General features: G+C 58.6%; 13 protein-coding genes and 1 tRNA gene. 1 reads left to right on the top strand and 13 read right to left on the bottom strand.

What is annotated here, in order from left to right:
- Window positions 1–232: 232 nt before the first annotated feature.
- The 11 genes from ACTQX9_RS08615 to pstB all read right to left on the bottom strand — a co-directional run bounded on the left by ACTQX9_RS08615 (window position 233) and on the right by pstB (window position 16,333).
- The gene (locus ACTQX9_RS08615) at window positions 233–1,537 is read right to left on the bottom strand and encodes an MFS transporter (RefSeq protein ID WP_441541233.1); all 1,305 of its coding nucleotides are present in this window, start codon (window positions 1,535–1,537) and stop codon (window positions 233–235) included.
- A 3-nt stretch (window positions 1,538–1,540) separates the two neighbouring features.
- Entirely contained in the window at window positions 1,541–2,839 is a 1,299-nt protein-coding gene (locus ACTQX9_RS08610; protein ID WP_441541231.1) for a M20 family metallopeptidase, read from the bottom strand.
- A 116-nt stretch (window positions 2,840–2,955) separates the two neighbouring features.
- Entirely contained in the window at window positions 2,956–3,939 is a 984-nt protein-coding gene (locus ACTQX9_RS08605; protein WP_441541229.1) for a DMT family transporter, read from the bottom strand.
- A gap of 207 nt (window positions 3,940–4,146) precedes the next feature.
- Window positions 4,147–6,336: a YhgE/Pip family protein gene (locus ACTQX9_RS08600; RefSeq protein WP_441541227.1), complete on the bottom strand. Its 2,190-nt coding sequence runs from the start codon at window positions 6,334–6,336 to the stop codon at window positions 4,147–4,149.
- On the bottom strand, window positions 6,337–9,102 hold the full coding sequence (locus ACTQX9_RS08595; RefSeq protein ID WP_441541225.1) for a YhgE/Pip family protein: 2,766 nt from the start codon (window positions 9,100–9,102) through the stop codon (window positions 6,337–6,339).
- 537 nt (window positions 9,103–9,639) lie between these two features.
- Window positions 9,640–11,664: a molecular chaperone HtpG gene (htpG, locus tag ACTQX9_RS08590; protein ID WP_441541223.1), complete on the bottom strand. Its 2,025-nt coding sequence runs from the start codon at window positions 11,662–11,664 to the stop codon at window positions 9,640–9,642.
- Window positions 11,665–11,866: 202 nt separating this feature from the next.
- Window positions 11,867–12,403 (bottom strand): GNAT family N-acetyltransferase, encoded by a 537-nt coding sequence (locus ACTQX9_RS08585; protein ID WP_427719041.1) that lies wholly within the window; start codon window positions 12,401–12,403, stop codon window positions 11,867–11,869.
- 2 nt (window positions 12,404–12,405) lie between these two features.
- Window positions 12,406–13,059 carry a YveK family protein gene (locus ACTQX9_RS08580; protein ID WP_441541220.1) on the bottom strand — a complete coding sequence of 218 codons (654 nt, stop codon included), beginning with the start codon at window positions 13,057–13,059 and terminating at the stop codon, window positions 12,406–12,408.
- A gap of 177 nt (window positions 13,060–13,236) precedes the next feature.
- Window positions 13,237–14,661 carry a sensor histidine kinase gene (locus tag ACTQX9_RS08575; protein WP_441541218.1) on the bottom strand — a complete coding sequence of 475 codons (1,425 nt, stop codon included), beginning with the start codon at window positions 14,659–14,661 and terminating at the stop codon, window positions 13,237–13,239.
- Window positions 14,662–14,664: 3 nt separating this feature from the next.
- Window positions 14,665–15,393, bottom strand: coding sequence for a response regulator transcription factor (locus ACTQX9_RS08570; protein ID WP_441541216.1), 729 nt, complete (start codon window positions 15,391–15,393; stop codon window positions 14,665–14,667).
- A 64-nt stretch (window positions 15,394–15,457) separates the two neighbouring features.
- Window positions 15,458–16,333, bottom strand: a complete 876-nt coding sequence (gene pstB, locus ACTQX9_RS08565; RefSeq protein ID WP_154517678.1) for a phosphate ABC transporter ATP-binding protein PstB — start codon at window positions 16,331–16,333, stop codon at window positions 15,458–15,460.
- A 251-nt stretch (window positions 16,334–16,584) separates the two neighbouring features.
- Between pstB and ACTQX9_RS08560 the strand changes: the two genes are divergently transcribed.
- Window positions 16,585–17,925, top strand: coding sequence for a D-alanyl-D-alanine carboxypeptidase family protein (locus tag ACTQX9_RS08560; protein WP_441541214.1), 1,341 nt, complete (start codon window positions 16,585–16,587; stop codon window positions 17,923–17,925).
- A 131-nt stretch (window positions 17,926–18,056) separates the two neighbouring features.
- Here ACTQX9_RS08560 and ACTQX9_RS08555 read toward each other — a convergent pair.
- A tRNA-Ser gene (locus ACTQX9_RS08555) sits at window positions 18,057–18,147 on the bottom strand.
- A 96-nt stretch (window positions 18,148–18,243) separates the two neighbouring features.
- Window positions 18,244–20,625, bottom strand: coding sequence for a tetratricopeptide repeat protein (locus ACTQX9_RS08550; RefSeq protein ID WP_441541212.1), 2,382 nt, complete (start codon window positions 20,623–20,625; stop codon window positions 18,244–18,246).
- Between the last annotated feature and the right edge of the window lie 374 nt (window positions 20,626–20,999).

Raw genomic sequence — 20,999 nt, 5'->3', positions numbered from 1 at the left:
CGTCTGACCGAACGAGGGTATGGGAGCTCGTTCGGCCAGACGTGCCGCCGCTGCAGCAGATCCGCTTTCCTCCGCCCCCTTCGAATCACACGATCTGTTGGGGACAGAGGAAAACGGATCATTTTGTATGTCCGTGGCCGCCTTGGAAACCGAATGATGGTACGAGCATCCATTCGGCTTCCAAGGCGGCCACGGACAGAACACGGGGCGAACAGAAAAGAGCGACGGACGTCTACTCCCCCGCCACGCTCGCACGCAGCTTAGCGGCGATGGGCTCGGATGCCAGCAGGGATACGAGCATGACCACAGAACACACCAGGCACACGATCCAGGTGCTCGCAAAGGAGCCCGTGGCATCGAACAGCACGCCCGAGACAATGGCACCCACGGTGCCGCCGACCATCTCGAGCGAGGTAATGGTGCCCGTGACCTTGCCCAGATCGGCCATGCCAAACTGCTTGGACGCGGCGATAGTGGGCGTGATGGTGCCCATGCACGTTCCGACACCAAAGCTCACGGCAGCCACGATGGGACCAAGATCGGTCGCGGGGAAGCACAGGGCGACGCAGGCGATAATGCACGCAACGGATCCCAACACGTTGCCAAAACGTAGGCCAAAGCGATCGTAAATGACGCCGAGCGAAATCTTGGCGATAACGACGGTGACCATATAGGCCGAAAGCACAGTGCCCGCCCACACGGGATCGTGACCGCCCGTGACGATCTTGGCGCCGTTGACGGTAACGCTCGTCATGTTGGTGACCTGGTTGGGCAAGATGGCACCGTTAACGAGGCCCATAAAGAGAAAGGCGACGACAAGCAGCCAAAACGCCGGGCTCTTCTTGATGCGAGACCAACCGACGTTAACCTCGGGAGCCGTGTGCTCGTCCTTGTCGCCAGCTGTCGAGACGGACGGATCGCCCGGGTTCTCGCCGAGCGGCTTAAGGCCTATCTCAGAAGGCTTGGTGCGGAAGGAATAGGCCGTGATGGGCAGCGCCGCCACCATGCAGATAGCCGCGAGCACCAGGAAGGCGGAACGCCAGCCAACGCTCACGATAAGCGAGCTCACGGTGGGAGACAGAACAGCGCCTCCAAAGCCCGAGCCCGAAAGTGCTATGGAGATCGCAAGACCTCGCTTGGCCGTAAACCAGTTGGCGGTCACAAGGCTAATGAGCAGGCGGGTCGAGGCGACGGCAAAGCAGCCCGAGACGGCAAAGAGCACGTAGACCTGCCACAGCTCACCGACAAAGCTCATCCCGGCAAGAACGGCAGAGGTGGCGATAACGGTAAGGGAACCCAAGATGCGACCGCTCACTTTGTCGGCAACATGGCCAATGACAAGCGAGCCGACAACGCTCACCACGGTTGAGATGGCGTTGGAGATGTTGTACTGAGCAAGGGAAATGCCCAAGTCGCTCACGATAAGCGGCTGAAACAGGCTCATGCAGTTAACGAAAATCGTGTAACACGTGGCCATGATGACAAAGCCGGAGGCCACGACGAGCCAACCGGGGAAGAATTTATGCTGCTGGGACATGGATTACTCCTTGTGGTCGGCGATATAGCCCAGGGCGACCGCCGCATAAGCCGCGGCGCCGAGCGGCAACTCGGCATCGCTAAAGCGTGCCTTGGGATGGTGCTGGGCAAAGTGCTCGTCCGTATCGGTCACAGCCGCACCGAACGTAAAGTACGCGCTCGGTATCTCGCTCGAGATAAGCGCAAAGTCCTCGCTCGCCATGGCATGGAACAGCGGCAGGAAGGCGGCCTTGGGCAACGTCGCACCCACATAGCCAAGCGAAGCCTGGGTCATATCGTCATCGAGCACGAGCGGGGGAACATCCGAGAGCGTCTCGATAGTCACCGGCGTACGATAGGTCGTGGCAACGCCTTTGACGACCTCCGCGATGCGGGTCTTGAGGTGTTCCATGAGCTCAACGTCAAAGCCGCGCAATGTTCCCTCGAGCACGCAGGCGTCGGGAATCACATTGGCCGCTTGGCCACCGGCAAACTTACCCACGGTGAGTGCGACCTCCTTGGCCGCCGGCACCTCACGAGCGATAAGCTCCTGGAGCGCCAGGTGCACATGCACGCCTGCCGTGATGGGGTCGATGCAGATCTCGGGGCTCGAACCGTGGCCGCCCTTCCCCTGCAGCGTGATGCGGAAACCGTACACGCCCGAAAGCGCCGGGCTGCCGTAGAGCACCAGACCAAGCGGCGACTGGCTGTTGACATGCATGGCAAAAGCCGCCTGAGGACGCGGGTTCTCGAGCAAGCCGTCGGCGATGGCAGCACGTGCCCCCTCAAAGGTCTCCTCGCCCGGCTGGAACAACAGCTTGACGGTGGCATTGGCGTCGACAAGCGCGGCCTCGCGAGCCTTGAGCAGGCGCGCCGCACCAAGCAGCGCCGTCGCGTGCATATCATGACCGCAAGCATGCATGCAGCCATTGGTAGATGCAAAGGGCTCGCCGGATTCCTCGACAACGGGCAGGGCATCCATGTCGCCGCGCAGCATAACGACCGTACCGGCCTGTTCGTCCGTACAGACGCCATTGCCCTGGGCCGCGGCGGCACCGGCACCGACAAGGCCCACAACGCAGGAACCATCGACGAGCGTGGAAAATGGGATGTCCATCTCGTTCAGGCGCGCTTGGATATACGCAGAGGTCTGTGGGAGGTCGTTACCGAGTTCGGGCATCCGATGCAGATCGTGACGCCATGCGGCAAGCTCATCGGCAAAAGCCTGAGCCTCTTTGACCAGACCGTCGCCAATGGCGGCTTGCGCCGCCGCTGAGGTCTGAAGCGCTGGTTGTGGTTGGAAATCGGACAGAGCTGGTGCCATAGATGCCCTCCAGTAAAGTTTTAGCAGCAAGCACTTTCATACTCTAAAGTGCAAGGCACAACTTTAAAGGCGACGCATAAAAAACGCCGCCCCAGAGGGACGGCGCAACAGATTGTTTACAAACGCGCTCGCGGCTTTTTACGCAAAAAGTCAAAGTGCGTCTCGCTCAAGATAATCGACAGGAAGATGAGCGCAAAGCCGGCAAGCAAACGCGAGGTGAGCACCTCCCCCATCAGCAGCACCGAGAATAGCACGCCCGATGGCGACTCCATCGAAAGCAGTAGTGAGCCCGTCGAGGCCGGGACATGCGCCAAACCCACGTTTTGGATGAGCAAACCCACGCATGTGCAGCCCACCGAGAGAAATGCCATCACGCCAATAAAGCTCGGCGTCCACACGGATAAAGGCGCCTGGGTCTCGAACGGCAGCGAAGAGATCAGGCACAGCACACCGTTGCCCGCAAACATCCAAAACGTGATGACGTTGATGTCCATCTTGCGACCGTACTTAGCGGCCACCGCCATCTGGATGGCAAAGAAGACCGCGCCGCCCAGCGTAATAACATCGCCGACATTGAACTCGACGCTATCAAGCGCCACCAAGCCAATGCCCGCCAGACACAGCAACGCGGCACCCAAGTTGTAACGGGTAAGTTTTTCGCCGCATAGGACATAGCTCGCAAACGGAACCAAGATGCAGTACGTGCCCGTCAAAAACGCGCTTTTGCCTGCCGTGGTCTGCGCCAGGCCAATCGTCTGCAAACCGTAGGCACCCCACATGAGCGCGCCCATGCCAAGTCCAACAATCAGATTTCGAGCGTTGAAATGGGCAACAATGCGCTTGTGGAAGACGGCAAGCATGACCAGCGACGCCGGAAGAAAGCGAATGTAGAGCAGCTCGAACACCGGAATGGTATCGAGCGCGTCCTTCATGGTGGTAAAGGAATAGCCCCAGATGACCGCTATCGAAAGCAGCAAGACCTTCCAGAACAGCGGCGAGCGCGCACCGGCACCGCGAGAGGCACCGCCGGCACCCAGGTCTTCGCGGGCTACAGGGCTATCGGGCATATTTTCGATTTCGATAGCGGCATGATGGGCCATAGGGCATCCTCGCGCTCGGTCTGGGCGTGGTGTCCGCACGCGCGCGACCGCATGCCGCCTCATGGTCAAATAAAAACGGGACGCGCCGGACCCCCGGCACGCCCCGCAACTGTAGCAACAATCAAGCAGCCCACGCAATTCAGCCCACTAAAGTATCGAACACAAAAGCCTCGATGCTCCGGCAACATCAGCGTTCACATTGTTGCGCTAGATTAATTTAGTACTCTCCAGCTTTTCGATAATCCAGTCGTTGGCTTTGATGACCGGACGGCGGAAGACCACACCCAGGGCCAGCGACGGAATCAGATAGCTCGCCAGAATACCCAGCTCAACCCAGTACTCCATATGGTAGGCGCCAGCCATGGCGGCATGCATGGCATTGATGCCATGGGTAAACGGCAGGAACGGATAGATCGCCTGGAACACGGGGCCGGTCATCTCGATGGGGAATGTACCGCCCGAACCACCGACCTGCATGACCAACAGCACGACAGCGAGCGCCTTGCCGATATCGCCAAACGAAACCGTAAGCGTGTAGACGATATTGGAGAACACAAGACTTGCGACCCAGCCCGCCAACACAAACTGCAGCGGGTTGTCGCACTGGATTCCAAAGAACAAGATATCGCCGGCGCACACGAGCGTCGCCTGCAGCAAGGCCAAGCCGCCAAAGAACAAGTAGCGGCCCAAATAGATCTCGTGCAGGCGTACGGGGATGAGCTCGTTGATAAGCTCATCGTCGACCGAGACCTTCATCATGGCTGCCAGCACAATCGAACCCACCCACAGCGACAGAATCGTATAGAACGGCGCCATGGCCGAACCGTAGTTGCGGATCGGATAGACCGGCTTGCGGTCGAGCGCGACGGGGCCGGAAAGCGACACGGCCAAACCCTCGGGATCGTTGCCGATCATCGTCTTGATCGTCGCAAGATCATCCGACATCAAGGCACCGTCGAGCTCGTCCTTAAACGCGCCGATCTTGTCCGACGCCTCGCCCAGCTGATCGGAAACCTTGTTGACCAGCTTTGCAGCCTTGGAGAGGCCCTTTGCCAGCGAACCGGATGCATCGGTCAGGCCGTCTACGGCGCTATCCAAATCGCCCGAGATACCATCGAGCGAGTCTAGAATGCCCGAGACGGTCTTCTTGAGCTCCTTGGCCTTAACCGAGAACGTGGAATCGTAATCGGATTTGGCGCCCGCAATGCCGGCCTTGGCATCGGCGATGGCCTGATCGACCTCGGCACGCGTGCTGTTGACCTCTGCCATGCTGTCAGAAAGGGACTTAGCAGTTGCCGTCAGGTCCTTGGCGTTGTTGCGATACTCCACCGCGATCCTGCCCAGCGATGTTGCTACAGACTTAAGGCTCTCCTGGAGCTTTTCGTCACTGACCTGCTCGGCAAAGCCGCGGAGCTGGTCGGCCGTGGCGTCGATATCGTCGGCACGTGTATTGAGCGCCGCCGCGGCATCGTTGAGCTGGGACACCGTAAGGTCCACATGCTGGTTTGCGGTGTCGAACGCCTTCGCGAGCTCGGCAGACACATTGTCGAACGAGCCCGCGCTTCCGTCAATCGCCGCGTCAACGGCATCGTTGGCGGCCTTGAGCGCTTCCTTGGAATCATTGATGCCGCTCTTGGCGTGTTCCATCAACTGCTTGGTCGACTCATCGACGGTACCCGTCTGCTGGAGCATACCGCTCGCCGACGTCAGCGAATCGGACGTGGAGCTCAAAATGCCCGCAAGCGACGTTGCGCTGGCCTGAACGCCCTGCAGGTCCTGGACCGAATCGCCGAGCGTCGAGGACAGGTTGGCGATAAAGTTGCTGACCTGGTCGGTGCTCATGTAATCGAGCAGGCTGGACACCGTCTTAAGACCGATGCTCGTAATGGTCTCGGTAAAAGTTTCGTTAACCTGGCTTTGAACGGCGTTCGAACCCTTCTCGGTCACGATCTGCGCGATGGCGTTGGCCTTCTGGTTCTCGTAAAACTCGATATCGGCGTGCTTCACCTCAGTCGAGAAAAGCGTCATCATGTCGGCGCTAAACGTTTTAGGGATAACGACGGCAGCGTAGTACGCGCCCGACTTAACGCCCTCGATCGCCTTATCGCGGTCGTTGAGGACAACCCAGTCGAAGTTCTCGTTGCCGCGCAGGGTGGCGGTTACGTTTTCGCCCACGTTGACCTCGACGGGAATCAGATCGCTCTCGTAGCCCTCGTCGGTGTTGACCACGGCAATCTTAAGATTGCCGGTGTTGCCGTACGGATCCCAGCTGCCGGCGATGTTAAACCACGCGTACAGACACGGCACGATAATGAGGCCCATCACGACAATCAAGCCGATCACGGAGCGAGACACGTTTTGGACATCGCGCTTAAACAGATGCAGGATGTTCTTCATTTATGCCTCACCTCCTTTGGAGTGCTTGCCAAGCGCGGTGGTATCTCCATCATTTGTGGCTGTGCTGTCGCTGCCCTGAGATTTATGGTGCGAGCCTATATGCGGCAAGCGGCCCGTGGACTGATCGCCGCCCTTGGCACCACGCTCGCTGGCGTTGAGGCCAAACATGTGGCGGGCGGCAGGAATGGCGGCCGTGTGTTCGCGCATCTCGCGACGCAAGTCCTCATCCGAAAGCGCCGAGATGCGCATCTGGGTATTGAGGCTCGCGCGGATATATTCGATATTGATAAGCCAGCCGCAGATGGCAATAACCGAGATGATCCAAATGACAAGCAGGATGATCTTGCCGTTATTGTCGATATCGAGAACCGTCGACAGGACAAAGAGCAGGACCTGAACGCCCACCACGGCGGCAAAACCGCCCTTGATGTAGTACGGGTAGCGATGTTCAAAGGCGACCGCATGATCGAGCAGTTCGCGACGGTACGAATCAGAATCGAGCATGACACGCATGGCCGTGCGCAGCGAGTAGCGCTGGCGCGGCAGGTCGTTGGACTCGCAAATCATCATACCGGTCGTGGAAAGCTGTTTATCAAAGAGCAGGTTAAGGTTGAGCAGCAGCGGACGCAGCTGCAGGCCGATAAAGAGCGCCACGATCAAGAACACGCCCAGAATGCACAGGTTAAACAGGTAGTTGAACGAATACATGCCGCCGACCGTCTCGCGCAGCAGATTGATGCCGTAGGTAAAGGGCAGCAGCGGATGCAGCCACTGGAAGAAGCCGGGCATCATCTCGATGGGGTACATGCCCGAAGAGCCCGGAATCTGCACAATGACCAGGATGACGCCGATCGCCTTGCCGATATGCTTAAACGTGGTGGACAGCGCATAGATGATATTGACGTAGGTGAACGAAATGGCGATGCCGCCCAGCACGAACAGCAGCGGGCTGACGCACTGCACGCCAATCACCAGATCGCCTACCGTAACGATAATGGCCTGGAACGCGCCCAGGATCACCAGTAGCAGCCAGCGGCCAAAGTAGCCCTGACGCGCGGTAAAGCTGCCGATGCCTTCGCGGTCGACCTCGAGCTTGTAGATAGCGATAAGCACGTAGCCGCCCACCCAAAGCGCCAGATTGGTATAGAAGGGAGCGATGCCCGAGCCAAAGCTCTTGACCGGGAAAATTGACTTGGAAGTCAGCTCTACGGGAGATGCCATAAAGTCTGCCACGTCATTGACGTCGACACCCATCAGTTCAGCCAGCTCGCCCATGGACTCGGAGGTCTGCAGCGCCGCAATGTCGTTGGCGGCGGTTGCGAGCTTGTCCTGGACCTTGGCAAGCGAGGCATCGGTCTGGGACAGCGTGGTCTTGGCCTGACCGAGCGTAGCGTTGAGTTGCGAAAGTGTACCGCGCGCACTTGCAATAGCAGGCGTGAGGCCAGACACGATTCCCGTCAGATCACCCGAGACGGCGGCAAATGAATCAAGCGCGCTCGAGGCCTTCGGCAGCGCGTTTTGACCCAGGTCCGTCTGGGCCTGGCCAAGGTTAGTCGCACCGGTCTGGATTGCGTTATTGATAGCGTCGCTGGCACCCGAGACAGCCGCGGCGTCATTCGCCATGGCGCTCGACTGCGCAGACAGACTATCCTTGATGCTCTGAAGCTTTTCATTCTGCTCGCGGAGCAAATCGATGGTCGATACAATGCGCGCGTCAATTTCCTCGGAACCTGTCGACGTGTCATTAACGAGAATTTCCAAGTGCCCGATAACGGCCTTATTGTGGTCGATCGTCGCCTGGAGAGACTCAAGCGAGTTGTCGATACGGGTGGTCGTAGATGTGACCGTGCCCGTCAGCTTGCCAATCGCAGCGTTCGCGGAGGCTGACGTCTTGGTGAGCGCAAGGCTGCCTTCCGAGAGCGCCTTGGAGAGCGAGGTGATGGAATTACCCGCCGTGGCGCGCGCCTCGCCCAGCAGGTCGTTGCCCTGGGAGATCGCCTGCGTCAGCGACGGCGCCTGACCCTGTAGACCGTCAAGTGCTGCATCTGCCGAGGCAATGGAACCACTCGTCTTATCGATGGCGGCATTCATGTCGCCAATCGAACCACGCACCTCGCCCAAGGTATCGGATGCTTCGGACACCGAACTTGCCAGCGAATCCTGGGTCTGGGTTGCCTTGTCCTTTAAATCGACTCCGGCATCCTTGGCAATACCGGCAACGGTCTCGCCCGCCGTGGAGACAAATTCCGAGTTGATCTGCTCCTCGATGGTGCTTGCACCGGTGTCGGTAACCTTCGGCGCAATAGCGCTCTTCTTCTCATTGACGTAGTACGTAAGCTTGGGCTGATGGTAGTTGCCGTCGAGCATCGAAACCAGGTTATCCGAAAAGTTCTTGGGGATTACGATGGCCGCATAGTACTCACCGCTCTCGACGCCCTCTTTAGCATCGGCCGCCGAATCGACGAAGGTCCAGCCCAGCCGATCGTTCTCCTTGAGCTGATCGACGACCTTATCGCCCGCGTTGAGCTCGCCCACCAAGTCGTTTTGGGTGCCCTGATCGTTGTTGGCGATGGCAATCTTGATACCCTGGGTGTTTCCGTACGGATCCCAGTTTGCCACGATGTTGTACCAGGCATACAGCGAGGGAATAACGCACACGCCGAGGGTAACCACCAGGGCGACGGGATTCACAAGCAGTCGCTTAATGTCGCGCTTAAATATCGCAAAGGAGACCTTTGCATCGGATAGTTTGCTGCCGAGACTCACGCTTGGACCATCCATCCTGTCGTTGAATCGAATCGTACTATCGACAACCATTGTACGAAGGCGTTTTAACGTCTCGATGCACAATGGTATTGAGTTTTGCGGGTAGCAATATACTACGAAGATGAGTTAACGTACAGTTGTACAGTATCTTAAATTTCAGCAGGTCACAAAACCACAACCCGCACAAATTAGCAACCCAACTAGTCATTGGGGACGTTCTTTAGTCATTAGGGACGTTCTTAAACGACCAGTCAAACAAGAACGCCCCCAATGACTACTTAGGATCACGAAAGCGTCGCTGGTTGAGCATAAGTCAGCGAAAACGCCCCTAAGCGAGCAAGGTGACGTGAAAGAGGAGGGAAGCGTACTTCGGTACGCGACCGACGATTGAACGTCAGATTGCCGCTTAGGGGCGTTTGCAGCGTCGACCGGTCTGCCGTTCGTTAGAACGGCAGAACCAATAGGTTCGTTAGAACGGCGGAACTGAGGGCAGCGTCGAGCTGTTACGCGGTTTGGTAAAACCGCGTAACTACCTAATTACATAAGCTCGCAGACAGCCGCCGCGAAGGCAACGGGGTCCTCGGGCAAAAGACCCTCGACGAGCAGGGCCTGGTCATAGAGCAGGCCGGAGTACTGCTTGATCTTGTCGGCATCGCCCGCCTTCTGAGCAGCGACGAGCTTGGCAAAGACCGGGTGCTTGGCGTTGAGCTCGAGCACGCGCTGGCTCTTGGGCATACCGTCGGGCGCACCCTCGGGACCCTTCTGAAGCACCTTCTCCATCTCGAGCGAAAGCGGACCCTCGGTGGTGATGCACGCGGGAGCATCGGTCAGGCGTGCAGAGACAGCGACCTTCTCGACCTTGTCACCGAGCGCCTCCTTCATGGCGCTAAAGAGGTCCTCGTTCTCCTTAGTGGCGTCCTCGGCCTCCTTCTTCTCGTCCTCGGTCGCCAGGTCAAGATCGCCGGTAGCGACATTCTTGAGCTCCAGGTGACGATCTTCGACCTCGGGCTCGGCACCGTCGGCAACGGCCTTCTCGGCAGCCTCGCGGGCAGCGTCGTCCTCGTAGATCTTGGGCATATCGACGGCAACGTACTCACGCATAGCCTGGAACGTGAACTCATCTACATCCTGCGTCAGCAGCAGCACGTCATAACCGCGGTCGAGCACACCCTTTACCACGGGCATCTTGGCCAAGCGCTCACGCGAGTCGCCGGCGGCGTAGTAGATGGCCTTCTGATCTTCGGGCATGCCCTTGGCATACTCGGCCAGGGTAATCATCTTCTGCTCCTTGGCAGACCAGAACAATAGCAAGTCGGCGAGCTCATCGGCCTTCATGCCATAGCTCGAATAGATGCCGTACTTAAGGCCACGGCCAAAGTTCTCAAAGAACTTCTCGTAGGCCTCGCGGTCGTTGTCACGCATATCCTCAAGGTCGGCGGTAATCTTCTTTTCCACACGCTTGGCGATGGCCTTGAGCTGACGGTTCTGCTGCAGCGTCTCGCGCGAGATGTTGAGCGACACGTCGGCGGAATCTACGACGCCGCGGACAAAGTTATAGTAGTCGGGAAGCAGGTCGTCGCACTTCTCCATGATCAGGACGTTGGAGCTGTAGAGCGCCAGGCCCTTCTCGTAGTCCTTGCTGTACAAATCGAACGGCGCGCGGCCCGGCACAAACAGCAGGGCGTCGTACTCGAGCGTACCCTCGGCGTGGAAGCTGATGGTGCGCGCAGGATCGTCAAAGTCGTGGAACGTAGACTTGTAGAACTCGTCATAGTCCTTCTGCTCAACATCGGAGCTGCGCTTCTTCCAGATCGGCGTCATGGAGTTAACGGTCTCGAGCTCCTGGTAGTCCTCGTACTCGGGCTTGTAATCCTCCGGCGCGTCCTCGGGCTTGGGTTTCTGGCGGCTCTTGGAGACCATCATTTGGATCGGGTAGCGCACATAGTTGCTGTACTGCTGAATCAGGCTCTTGAGGCCCCACTCGGTCAGGAAGCGATCGTAGGTCTCGGCCTCGCCATCGGCGTCGAGCTTCTCGTTCTCGCGCAGCGTCAGGATGACATCGGTGCCGTGCTCGGCGCGCTCGCCGTCCTCGATGGTATAGCCCTCAAGACCGTCGGATTCCCACACATGGGCGACATCCTCGCCATAAGCGCGGCTGACCACCTTCACGTGGCTGGCGACCATAAAGGCCGAGTAGAAGCCCACGCCAAACTGACCGATGATGTCGACATCCGAACCCTGCTGCTCGGCGTTCTCGGTCTTAAACTCCTCGGAGCCGGAATGGGCGATGGTGCCCAGGTTGCGCTCGAGCTCCTCGGCGGTCATGCCAATGCCGTTATCCGAGATGGTAATGGTGCGGGCGTCTTTATCAAAGGAGACGCGAATAGCCAGGTCGCCCTGGTCGAGCTTGACGCTCGGATCCTGCAGGCTCTTAAAGTTGAGCTTGTCGACGGCGTCGCTCGCGTTAGAGATAAGCTCGCGCAGGAAGATTTCCTTGTTGGTGTAGATGGAGTTGATCATGAGGTCGAGCAACTTTTTGCTCTCGGTCTTAAATTGACGCATGTGCAGTCCTTTCGCGCTACCCCCGTCCGCAAAAACAGCCCGGTTGCCCGAGCCGTATCGCAGACCTGCTATGTTCAGACTTAGATTTTATAACCCATTAGCGCGCATATATACATGCGGAATCGAAAAACTGTATGTCCGAGCACTCCGATGCGCCAATTGCCAAGAAGTGTCCCCAACTGCCGACAGAAAAGGAACGTCCCTATCTGCCATCTACGCGCTTGGCCATCCAGGCATGGGGTTGGCCCTCGTCTTCGTAGTCAACCGGGGCAATTTGTGTGTAGCCAGCCTTTTCATAGAGCGGCAACACGTATTCCTGCGCGTGCAGCTTAATAAGTTTAGCGCCGGCATCGCGTGCGCATGTATCGCTGGCCTCGACGATCGCGCTTGCCAACCCGCGACGACGCATAGCCGGCAGCACGGCGACGCGCCCCATAATGTAGGTCTCCCCCGCGGCGACGCCTTCGTCCAAGTCGCACGCCGGTGGCACCGGAGCCTCCGCATCTGCCGCGCGCTCCAGCTCCTCGGGAAACACGCGCGAGCAGCCGGTGAGTTGGCCATCCACATACAGCGTCACATGGATGCAGCCCGGGTCCTCGTCAATCTGGTCAAACTCGTTTTCATAGCCTTGTTCGTCCATAAAAACGGCGCGGCGCACCAGCGCCGCGTCCTCAAAGCAACCTGTCTTAAGTTGGATATCCAAGGCGGCCCCTTTATCGGTGTTCTTCGCCTTAGCCATGCCTATTTACCACCTTTCATAGCCGGAATTCGGCCAACAACGGGAATACCCAGGAGCTCTTCTGCCTCTTCGGCACCGCAGATACGCATGTTGAGTATATCTGCCAAAACAACGTAGGCAATTGCGATAAAGACGCCGGCAAGGAACGCAACGGCAACATACAGCAAGCGCTTGGGGCCGCTCGGAGACTCAGGGGTCTTGGCTTCATCGACCACGTTAATGCTCTGGGCGGCGCCAACATTCTGAGCAACCGTGCTTACCGAGTTGGCCATTGCCCTTGCAACCTTGGCCGTCTCCTTGGCATCGGTACCCGTCACCGAAAGCGTAATGACGCGCGTCGCGGTCTCGGACGAAACGGCAATCTTGTAATCATCCAGATCGGAAAGGCCCAGATCCTTGGCGGCACCGCTCTTAACGCTATCGCTGTCGAGCAGCGTGGCGATATCGTTGGAAAGCATCTGGCTCGCCGAAAGGTCGTTATAGCTCATCTGACCGCCGTCGGTCTTAGCGAGAATGTACATGCTCGTCGTGGCGGTGTAGGTATTGTCCATCATGGCAAAGGACGCGATACCCATGACGATCGCACAGACCACCGGAAGGGTAATGACCAGCTTGAGATGCTTTTTAAGCAGCTGGAACAATTCGAGAAGGGCCATGCAGCGTGCCTTTCAGTTCCCGAGTTCGTATTGACAAAACTGTCCATTTGTTATCGCATCTTTTTCCCATGTCCAAACTCTATACATAAGCTACAGCGCTTATAACAATCTTGCGCAACAATAACGCCGCACCGGCAACCCCGATGCGGCGTTTACATCAAGGCCAGCGGCCAAGCGCTATGCAAACGGCTCTTTCTGCTGTGCGGGAAACGTCACCGTGATGGTTGTCCCCACTCCCGGCTCACTCGACAGGTCGATATTGGCATGATGGTACAGAGCGGCGTGTTTGACGATCGCCAAACCCAGGCCGGTTCCGCCACGCGCCTTAGAACGACTCTTGTCCACGCGATAAAAACGCTCGAACACTTTACCCTGCTCCTCGGGCGCAATACCGATACCCGTATCGGCAACAGACAGGTACGGATGACCCTCGTCATTGGTCCCGCAGCGCAGCGTGACCGTACCGCCAGGTCGGTTGTAGCGAATGGCGTTGCTTGCAAGGTTGTAGATCAGCTCGTCAATCAGGCGCGGCACGCCTTCGATCACCATGGGCTTCGTCTCGTGCCCAATGGTCACATTCGACTGCCGGGCAACTTGCTCAAGACGCTGTTCCACCGTCAAAATGGCGCGAGAGAGCTCGATGGGTTCTGTGGACCCAATGGGCACCGCCTCGCCCTCGGATGCTCGCTCCGCCTCGTCCAAGTTGGAAAGCGTAAGAATGTCGTTGACGAGCGCTGCCAGGCGGCCCGCCTCGCGATAGATGCGGCCACCAAAGTTGCGCAAGTCGTCCTCGCCCTCAACCATGCCGTTTGCAATAAGCTCGGCATAGCCCGAAATCGCGGTAAGCGGGGTCTTGAGCTCATGGGTGATATTGGCCGTGAACTCGCGGCGCATTCGGTCGTTGTCCGCTAGCACCGCCATTTGGCGCTTGAGTTCCTGGCGCTGCGACTCGATACGCTCAAGCATGGGGACCATCTCGGCATAGGCGTGCTCATAGCTACGGCGTGGGTGGTCCAAATCCACCTCTTGCAACGGCGCGATGATTGCACGGGACTCGCGGCGCGCCATAAAAAACGAGAGCATTGCACCCGCTGCTGCGATAAGCAGCATCGGCGCCACCATCGACAGCAAAATCGCCGCAACGCCAGGCTGGGCTTGCGCCAAGCGGACAACCTGGCCGTTATCAAGGGCGACGGCGCGATACAGCATAATCTCGTCGAGCGTAGAGCTTGCGCGCTCCGCGGAACCCAAACCACTCTCAAAGGCCTCGATGACCTCGGGGCGATCGCCATGGTTGGGCAGTGAGGAAGGCGACGCCTCGTTGTCGTAGGCAACCGATCCATCCTTGTTAATCAGCGTGATGCGCAAGTCCTCGCGATCGAGGCTACGCAAGAACGGGATGGGCTCCTGCTGTTCGTCGAGGGCGGCAGCAATGAGCTCGGTTTCCTGCGCCAGATTGGCACTCGTGGCATCCGCCAAGGTGTTTTGCACAAAGAACGCACCCAGCACCGTAAACGCCACGATAACCGCCATGGCGCAAACAAAGATCGTCACAAAAACGCGGTGCGACAGCGTATGTTTTCCCTGGGGGGTGAAGACCACGGGTTACTCCTCCGATGCGGTGGCCGCGGTGTCGTCACCTTCGGCACCGTCACCGGCAGAAGGCTCGGCCAAGCGGTAGCCCACGCCGCGCACGGTCTCGATGGCACTGGCATGCTCGCCCAGTTTTTGGCGAAGCGTCTGCACGTGCACGTCAACGGTGCGCGAACCGCCGTCGAAATCCCAACCCCACACGCTCTGCAGCAACGACTCACGGGTAAAGACCACGCCGGGCTTGCGCATGAGGTACTCGAGCAGGTCGAACTCACGCAGGGTGAGCTTAAGCGGCTCGCCGGCAACGGTCACCTCGCGATGGCTGGGCGAAAGCACGATATCGTCCACGCTGAGCACATCGCTCGCCTGCTTGACCATGCCGCCGCGACGCAGCAGTGCGCGGCAGCGGCTCGCAAGCTCCATGAGCGAAAACGGCTTAGTCAGGTAATCGTCGGCACCGCCATCGAGCGCCATCACCTTGTCGAGCTCGGTATCCTTGGCGGTAAGCATCATGATGGGCACCGTCTCCGTCAGGCGATCGGCACGCAGGCGACGCATAATCGCCAAGCCATCGGTATCGGGCAGCATGATATCGAGCAGCACGGCATCGGGCACCCGTCGCGCCACGGCAGCCTTAAACTCACCGTCGCACGAAAAGCCTTCGGCCTCGATCCCCTGCTTGCGCAGTGCATAGACCGTCAAATCCCTGATGTTGTCATCGTCCTCGACGTAATAGATCATGTTGAACCCCTTTGCGGCCGGCATGACCGCATCTTAATCCTAAAGGTACCTTTACTAGATGGTATCAGCCAAAACGTCCCGTCAAATAATCCGCTGTACGCGGGTCAGTAGGATTTTTGAAAAGCTGAGCGGTGGGCGCGTGCTCCACCAACTCACCTAGCAAGAAAAACGCGACGGAATCGGATATGCGCGCCGCCTGCTGCATATTGTGTGTAACGACCACGAGCGTGCAGGTCTCTTTGAGCTCGCAGGCCAGCTGCTCCACCACGAGCGTCGACACGGGGTCGAGCGCCGAGGTCGGCTCGTCCATCAGCAGAATATCGGGCCGCACGGCAAGCGCACGGGCGATGCACAAACGTTGCTGCTGTCCGCCCGAAAGCCCCAGACCAGACTCCTTGAGTTTGTCCTTGACTTCGTCCCACAGGGCAGCGCGGCGCAGGGAATCCTCGACCAGCTCATCCAGCACAGCGCGATCGCGCACACCCATACCGCGGGGGCCATAGGCGACGTTGTCGTAGATGCTCATGGGAAACGGGTTGGGGCGCTGGAACACCATGCCCACGCGCTGACGAAGGCGGCAGATGTCGTAATCGCCCAGGATATCTTGACCATCGAGCGCAATCTTGCCCTCGATGCGGCAGTCCTTGATGCCGTCGTTCATGCGGTTAAAGCAACGCAGCAACGTCGACTTGCCGCAGCCCGAAGGACCGATAAACGAGGTAATCTGCTTGTCGCGGATCTTGATGGACACATCCTTAAGCGCGTGGTGATCTCCATAGAACAGGTCGAGGCCCTCGACATCGATGCGCGTCGGCGAGGCGGCAAGGTCCTCTGCCGTGGGGCGAGTCGCATCCCCAACTTCGCGCTCATGCGCGGCCTCGGCCTGCGCTTCCATTAGCTCCTCGAGCTCCGTGGGCCCCACAGCCGCAGCAGCCGTCATACCGCATACCTCCACATCGATATCAAATCAGCAGTATCGATAGTAAAAATCGCAGCTCATATATGCGTGAGGGTATTGTCAAGTATTTGTAAGGACCTCCTCGATACGCGACGGGCAATCATATCGACCGTGCACACCCAAGCGTCCGCTCAGACACGAAGATAAACCGCACGCGCCAAACCCCAAGCGACACAGCCGGTAAACGATATACTCTAGGGCCAGAAGAGACCGTCCCGTCGAAAGCGAAATCTGTGAAGCATCTCGCCCCTCTTGTAAAGCGTTCCGCGCAGCTGGCCGTTGGCCTTGCCTGCGCCGTCGCCCTTGTCGCCGGCATTCCGTCCGTCGCCGGCGCCCAAGTGCTCACGACCGATAACATCTGCGGCAAAGCCGCCGATGCACGCGGCATTGCAGCCGAAGACCTGCCCGATATCGATGCCTCCAATGCGTTTGTCATGGGTAAAAACGGCACCGTCTATTATGCCCGTAGCGCCGACGAGCAAGTCAAAATCGCCTCGATCACCAAGGTCATGACTGCAATCCTCGCGGTCGAGAACTGCAAAATGGACGAGAAAATCACCGTGAGCAACGCGGCGGCAACCGTAGGCAACTCGACCGCGGGACTCCTCGAAGGCGACGAGTTCACCGTCGAGCAAGCGCTGCGCGGCCTGATGATCCCCTCGGGCAACGACGCCGCCATCGCGCTTGCCGAACACGTGGGCAAAAAACTTGACCCCAAGACCAAAGATGCCGTCGCTACGTTTGTAAAAGCCATGAACGAGCGGGCCAAGAAGCTCGGCTGCACGGGAACGCTCTTCGAGAACCCGCACGGGCTGGATTTTGACGAATGGGCCGGCGATATGCATTCAACCGCACACGATGTGGCATTGATGATGCAAGAGGCCATGAAGGACGACACGATTCGCGAAGTCATGGCGAGCAAAGATCCCTGGATCGAAGTGACGGGCGCCGACGGCTCCGATCATTCTCATTCCATGGATACGCACAATGTTTTATTGGGCCAAGACGGCAATATCGGCGGTAAGACCGGCACCACCGACGATGCCGGATACTGCTTTGCAAGCGCCTACAATCGCGATGGCGACGAGATCTATACCGTTGTCTTGAACTCCAGCACCACCGACCAGCGTTTTGCCGATACGGCCACACTTGCTAGTTGGTATTACGACCACAAGGTAACGGTCGATATCGCCAATACGCAAAAGAAGACCGCCAACGGAAATCCGCTGATGGCACGTGTCAGTCAAACCGACTGGACAGACAAAACGATCGACGCCACGCTTGCCGACCCCACCGCGCAGGCAACGGTGTTCTCACTCGCCGGCGAAGTGACCGAAAAGGTTAGCTACGATGACCTTTCGGGCACGGTGCATGTTGGCGATAAGGTGGGCAGCGTTACGCTTAAGCAGGACGGCACCAAGATTGCCGTCATGGACCTGGTTGCCGACGAGGAAGGAACGGGGCCCAATCCCATCGAGTGGCTGCTCGTGAAGCTCGACCGCCTGGGCCGCTGCATCGACAACCGCCCGCTCACAGCCGAGAGCGAGACCGTAGCCAAGGCTCCTGAGGTGTAGGGCCAAAGCGATATCACATCGAACCAAATGAGGCGTCCAACGGGGCGCCTCATTTTTGAGGGTTCGAATCCCCAGCTAACGTTCTCCATACCAAAAAGGGCCCCTTACGGAGCCCTTCTTCAAATTCGTACTGGCGGAGAGCTGGGGATTCGAACCCCAGATGCCCTTTTGGGGCATACTCGCTTAGCAGGCGAGCACCTTCGGCCTCTCGGTCAGCTCTCCGTAACAGCCGTTCCATAGTAACCAAACACTCGAATCCGGGCAAGGGGAAATTTTGATAATTGGCCGGCAGGCTTTCCTCCCCCATAAATCAAACCCCTATCCCAACGAGCGGCTGAGGGAGCCGAGCTCATCGTTTCCCATCGTGCGCCACATTTGGAAGATGCAGACGCGTGCCAGGAAAAAGAAACCGTTATCGACCAGCTGCACAGCAGCGTCTGCCAGCTGGTTGGACACGGCGGGCACCGGCGGCAGTTCGAGCCCGGCCTTACTGATGGTCTCAACCGCTTCCTCGAACGTCGGTGGCTCATTGACACCCATCTCGTTCATAAGGCCCTGCATTTCCTCCAGTGCGTTGCTACCCGACTCCTCACCGCGCGGTACCAAGCGGTAGCACGCCAACGCCAGCTCGAGCTGATCGCAGTTCCAGTAGGCAAACGCTAGGCGATAGAACAGGTAGCCGATTGAGGAACGGTCGCTGGCAATGCGCAGGCCGTGGCGCGCCACCTCAATGACCTCGTCATAGCGCTCCAGACGCGCCAGCACGTTGATGAGTGCAAAGTGTGATTGCATGGATGAGCGCGCCAGATCGTAAAGATGACGCACCTCGGGCAATGCCCGCTCAAAATCCTCCTGATCGGCGTAAAAGCTGCAAATCTCATGCTGGGCAAAGTACAGCGCATCGGGAGCGCGCAAAATACGAACGGAGCGGTCTTCCTCCATTACCGGCAGCACCATACGCACCAGTTGGTTGTCGCAAAACAGCGTCTGGACCGGTCCTGTCGCCAAAAGCTCGGCAACGGCGCACTTGGCCTCCAGCTCCTCAACAAGACGGGAAAAGCCCTCAAACGCACCCGCGCGGTCGACTTTTGCCCGCTCGCGCAACTCAGCGACGCGCGCCACATACGGGTCATCGCCCTCCTCCATAACCTCAAGCTCATCAGCCGTATCGGCAAGCAGCAGGTCGCGCAACGCCGGCGGCAGCGAACGGTGGTCGTCACGCGGGCGAGCATGAACCTCAGCGGGCTCAATCGCATCCGGCGCGTCCGACTCATATGCCTCAAGCATGCGCTTGCACGGCATATCATCCATATCCATGCTTTCAAAATTCTTAGCGGCGGGAACGCAATTGGCCAGATAGGCCGCACGCCCAAAGGAATATGTTGCAATGATGCGCTCGCCCTGCTCGCCACCGGGAGCCGCAATCTGAACGTAGCAGCGCGTAATGCTGGCACCGGCAGCAAAACAAGCCGCTGCCAGCGTGAGCGCCACGCGCGCGTCGTGCTCCGCGGCCCAAATCGCACGCACGTCCTCGTCCAACTCACGCCAGACGTCATCCTGGGCGTCATATTCATGTCGAGGCATGGCATCCACGACCGAGCGCCCAAACCGAACGAGCATAATCCCCTCGGCAACGTTTGCCCGATAGGTATAGTCAAGCCGCGTGACAACGTTGAGGGCTTCGACCGCGCGCGCAAAACGGGTGCGCACGTCCCACTCACCGCCTGGCTGGCAAGCTACCGTACCCGGTTTGCCCCACGGGTTGTCACTCGAGACCGTATCGAGCAGTCGGGGAACATCGTTGGTCGTCTTGGCGATATGCCACGCGTCAAAGAGCGCGCAGCCCTCAAGGCTCGGCGAGGATGCCGCAGGGGCCAATCCGGCCCCGATGCGCTCAAGGATGCCGGAGAGGCGGTTAAGACGACACTCGATAGCAAGCAGCATGTCAATCTCGTCTTGGTCCAGCAGGCTACGATCAAAATTGAGATAGAACAGCTTTGAGCGGTCGATACGCGCTAGACCCATCTCGGACTTGGCAGCGATGGTGCGCAGTCGGGGCAAATCGACCTCGCTCATAAGGGCGGCGGCATAACGCTCGATACCACTCGGATTATCGGCATGGTCAACGCGGTAGAGCAGTGTCTCGATAGCATCGGGGAGCGGTGCCGTGTTAAAGCCCAAAAACACCTCGACCGGCTCGGGCAACTTTACGAGTTTGATCTTGTTGGCGGTGTTTTTTATACCCTCATCGAGCTCGTCGGCAGGTACCGTGTTCGCAAGGGCGTTTTTGGGGTCGGCAAATATCACGTAGCGCAAGAACATCGAGGCCATAAACTCGCCATAAGGGAGAGCACGGCTCGAATTCCATGTCTCGTGGTCGGACTGCTCACGCATGGCCCCTTCGGGAGAGCCGACCGTTCGCGCGCAAGCGCGCATTGCACCGTTGGCTCCCCGCACCAAAATCTCGCCAACACTGGAATCGGACTCGTCAAGGATCAATTTCATGTCGGGGTTCTTGGGCAATGGCACTTTCTGAACAGGGCCGTCAACCTTATAGACCTCACCTGACACGCTCACGTAGCCCAAAAGCGATATGTGGCTTTTGCCTACGAATTCGACGACGTAGCAAGACTCTTTAGGATCCTCGCCAAAAACTTTCCAGACAACACCATACGAGCGCCCCGCGGGTTGCTCTGGCATCGATGGAAAACGCTTTTTGGGGTCGAGAAACCTGAGCTTGTATGTCGGACGCTCTGCCACGAAATATCACCCTGATCGGTCGTCTAGCGAAGGAGTGGTCGCGGACGGACCGCGACATCTACTCGGAATCTTACACGAGTCGATAAGAAATAGTCTCCCGCGGGCGGAGGCGCACGATTCCAGTCGAATGTCTGGGGTCGAATGGCGGCGTAAAAGAAAAGCCCCCGTCGCCGGAGGCTTTAAGCTCAATTGGTGCGGCGTGCAGGATTCCGCGCATCCGCTTCGCGGATCCGCACCGGCTTCGCCCGCCTGCCGGCGCGCTCGCCCGCTCGCTAAAAACGCTCCGCGTTTTCTTTACGCTCGCGCCTCGACCG

The organism is Collinsella sp. LCP19S3_F2 (assembly GCF_052121015.1).
Classification (GTDB): domain Bacteria; phylum Actinomycetota; class Coriobacteriia; order Coriobacteriales; family Coriobacteriaceae; genus Collinsella.
The sequence above is the reverse complement of the archived record's forward strand: the minus strand, read 5'-3'. Positions and strand labels throughout refer to the sequence as shown.

Excerpts from the sequence above, each read along its gene's own strand:
- ACTQX9_RS08615 (WP_441541233.1), bottom strand. The coding sequence starts at position 1,537 with ATGTCCCAGCAGCATAAATTCTTCCCCGGTTGGCTCGTCGTGGCCTCC.
- ACTQX9_RS08610 (WP_441541231.1), bottom strand. The coding sequence starts at position 2,839 with ATGGCACCAGCTCTGTCCGATTTCCAACCACAACCAGCGCTTCAGACC.
- ACTQX9_RS08605 (WP_441541229.1), bottom strand. The coding sequence starts at position 3,939 with ATGGCCCATCATGCCGCTATCGAAATCGAAAATATGCCCGATAGCCCT.
- ACTQX9_RS08600 (WP_441541227.1), bottom strand. The coding sequence starts at position 6,336 with ATGAAGAACATCCTGCATCTGTTTAAGCGCGATGTCCAAAACGTGTCT.
- htpG (WP_441541223.1), bottom strand. The coding sequence starts at position 11,664 with ATGCGTCAATTTAAGACCGAGAGCAAAAAGTTGCTCGACCTCATGATC.
- ACTQX9_RS08585 (WP_427719041.1), bottom strand. The coding sequence starts at position 12,403 with ATGGCTAAGGCGAAGAACACCGATAAAGGGGCCGCCTTGGATATCCAA.
- ACTQX9_RS08580 (WP_441541220.1), bottom strand. The coding sequence starts at position 13,059 with ATGGCCCTTCTCGAATTGTTCCAGCTGCTTAAAAAGCATCTCAAGCTG.
- ACTQX9_RS08570 (WP_441541216.1), bottom strand. The coding sequence starts at position 15,393 with ATGATCTATTACGTCGAGGACGATGACAACATCAGGGATTTGACGGTC.
- pstB (WP_154517678.1), bottom strand. The coding sequence starts at position 16,333 with ATGACGGCTGCTGCGGCTGTGGGGCCCACGGAGCTCGAGGAGCTAATG.
- ACTQX9_RS08550 (WP_441541212.1), bottom strand. The coding sequence starts at position 20,625 with ATGCCAGAGCAACCCGCGGGGCGCTCGTATGGTGTTGTCTGGAAAGTT.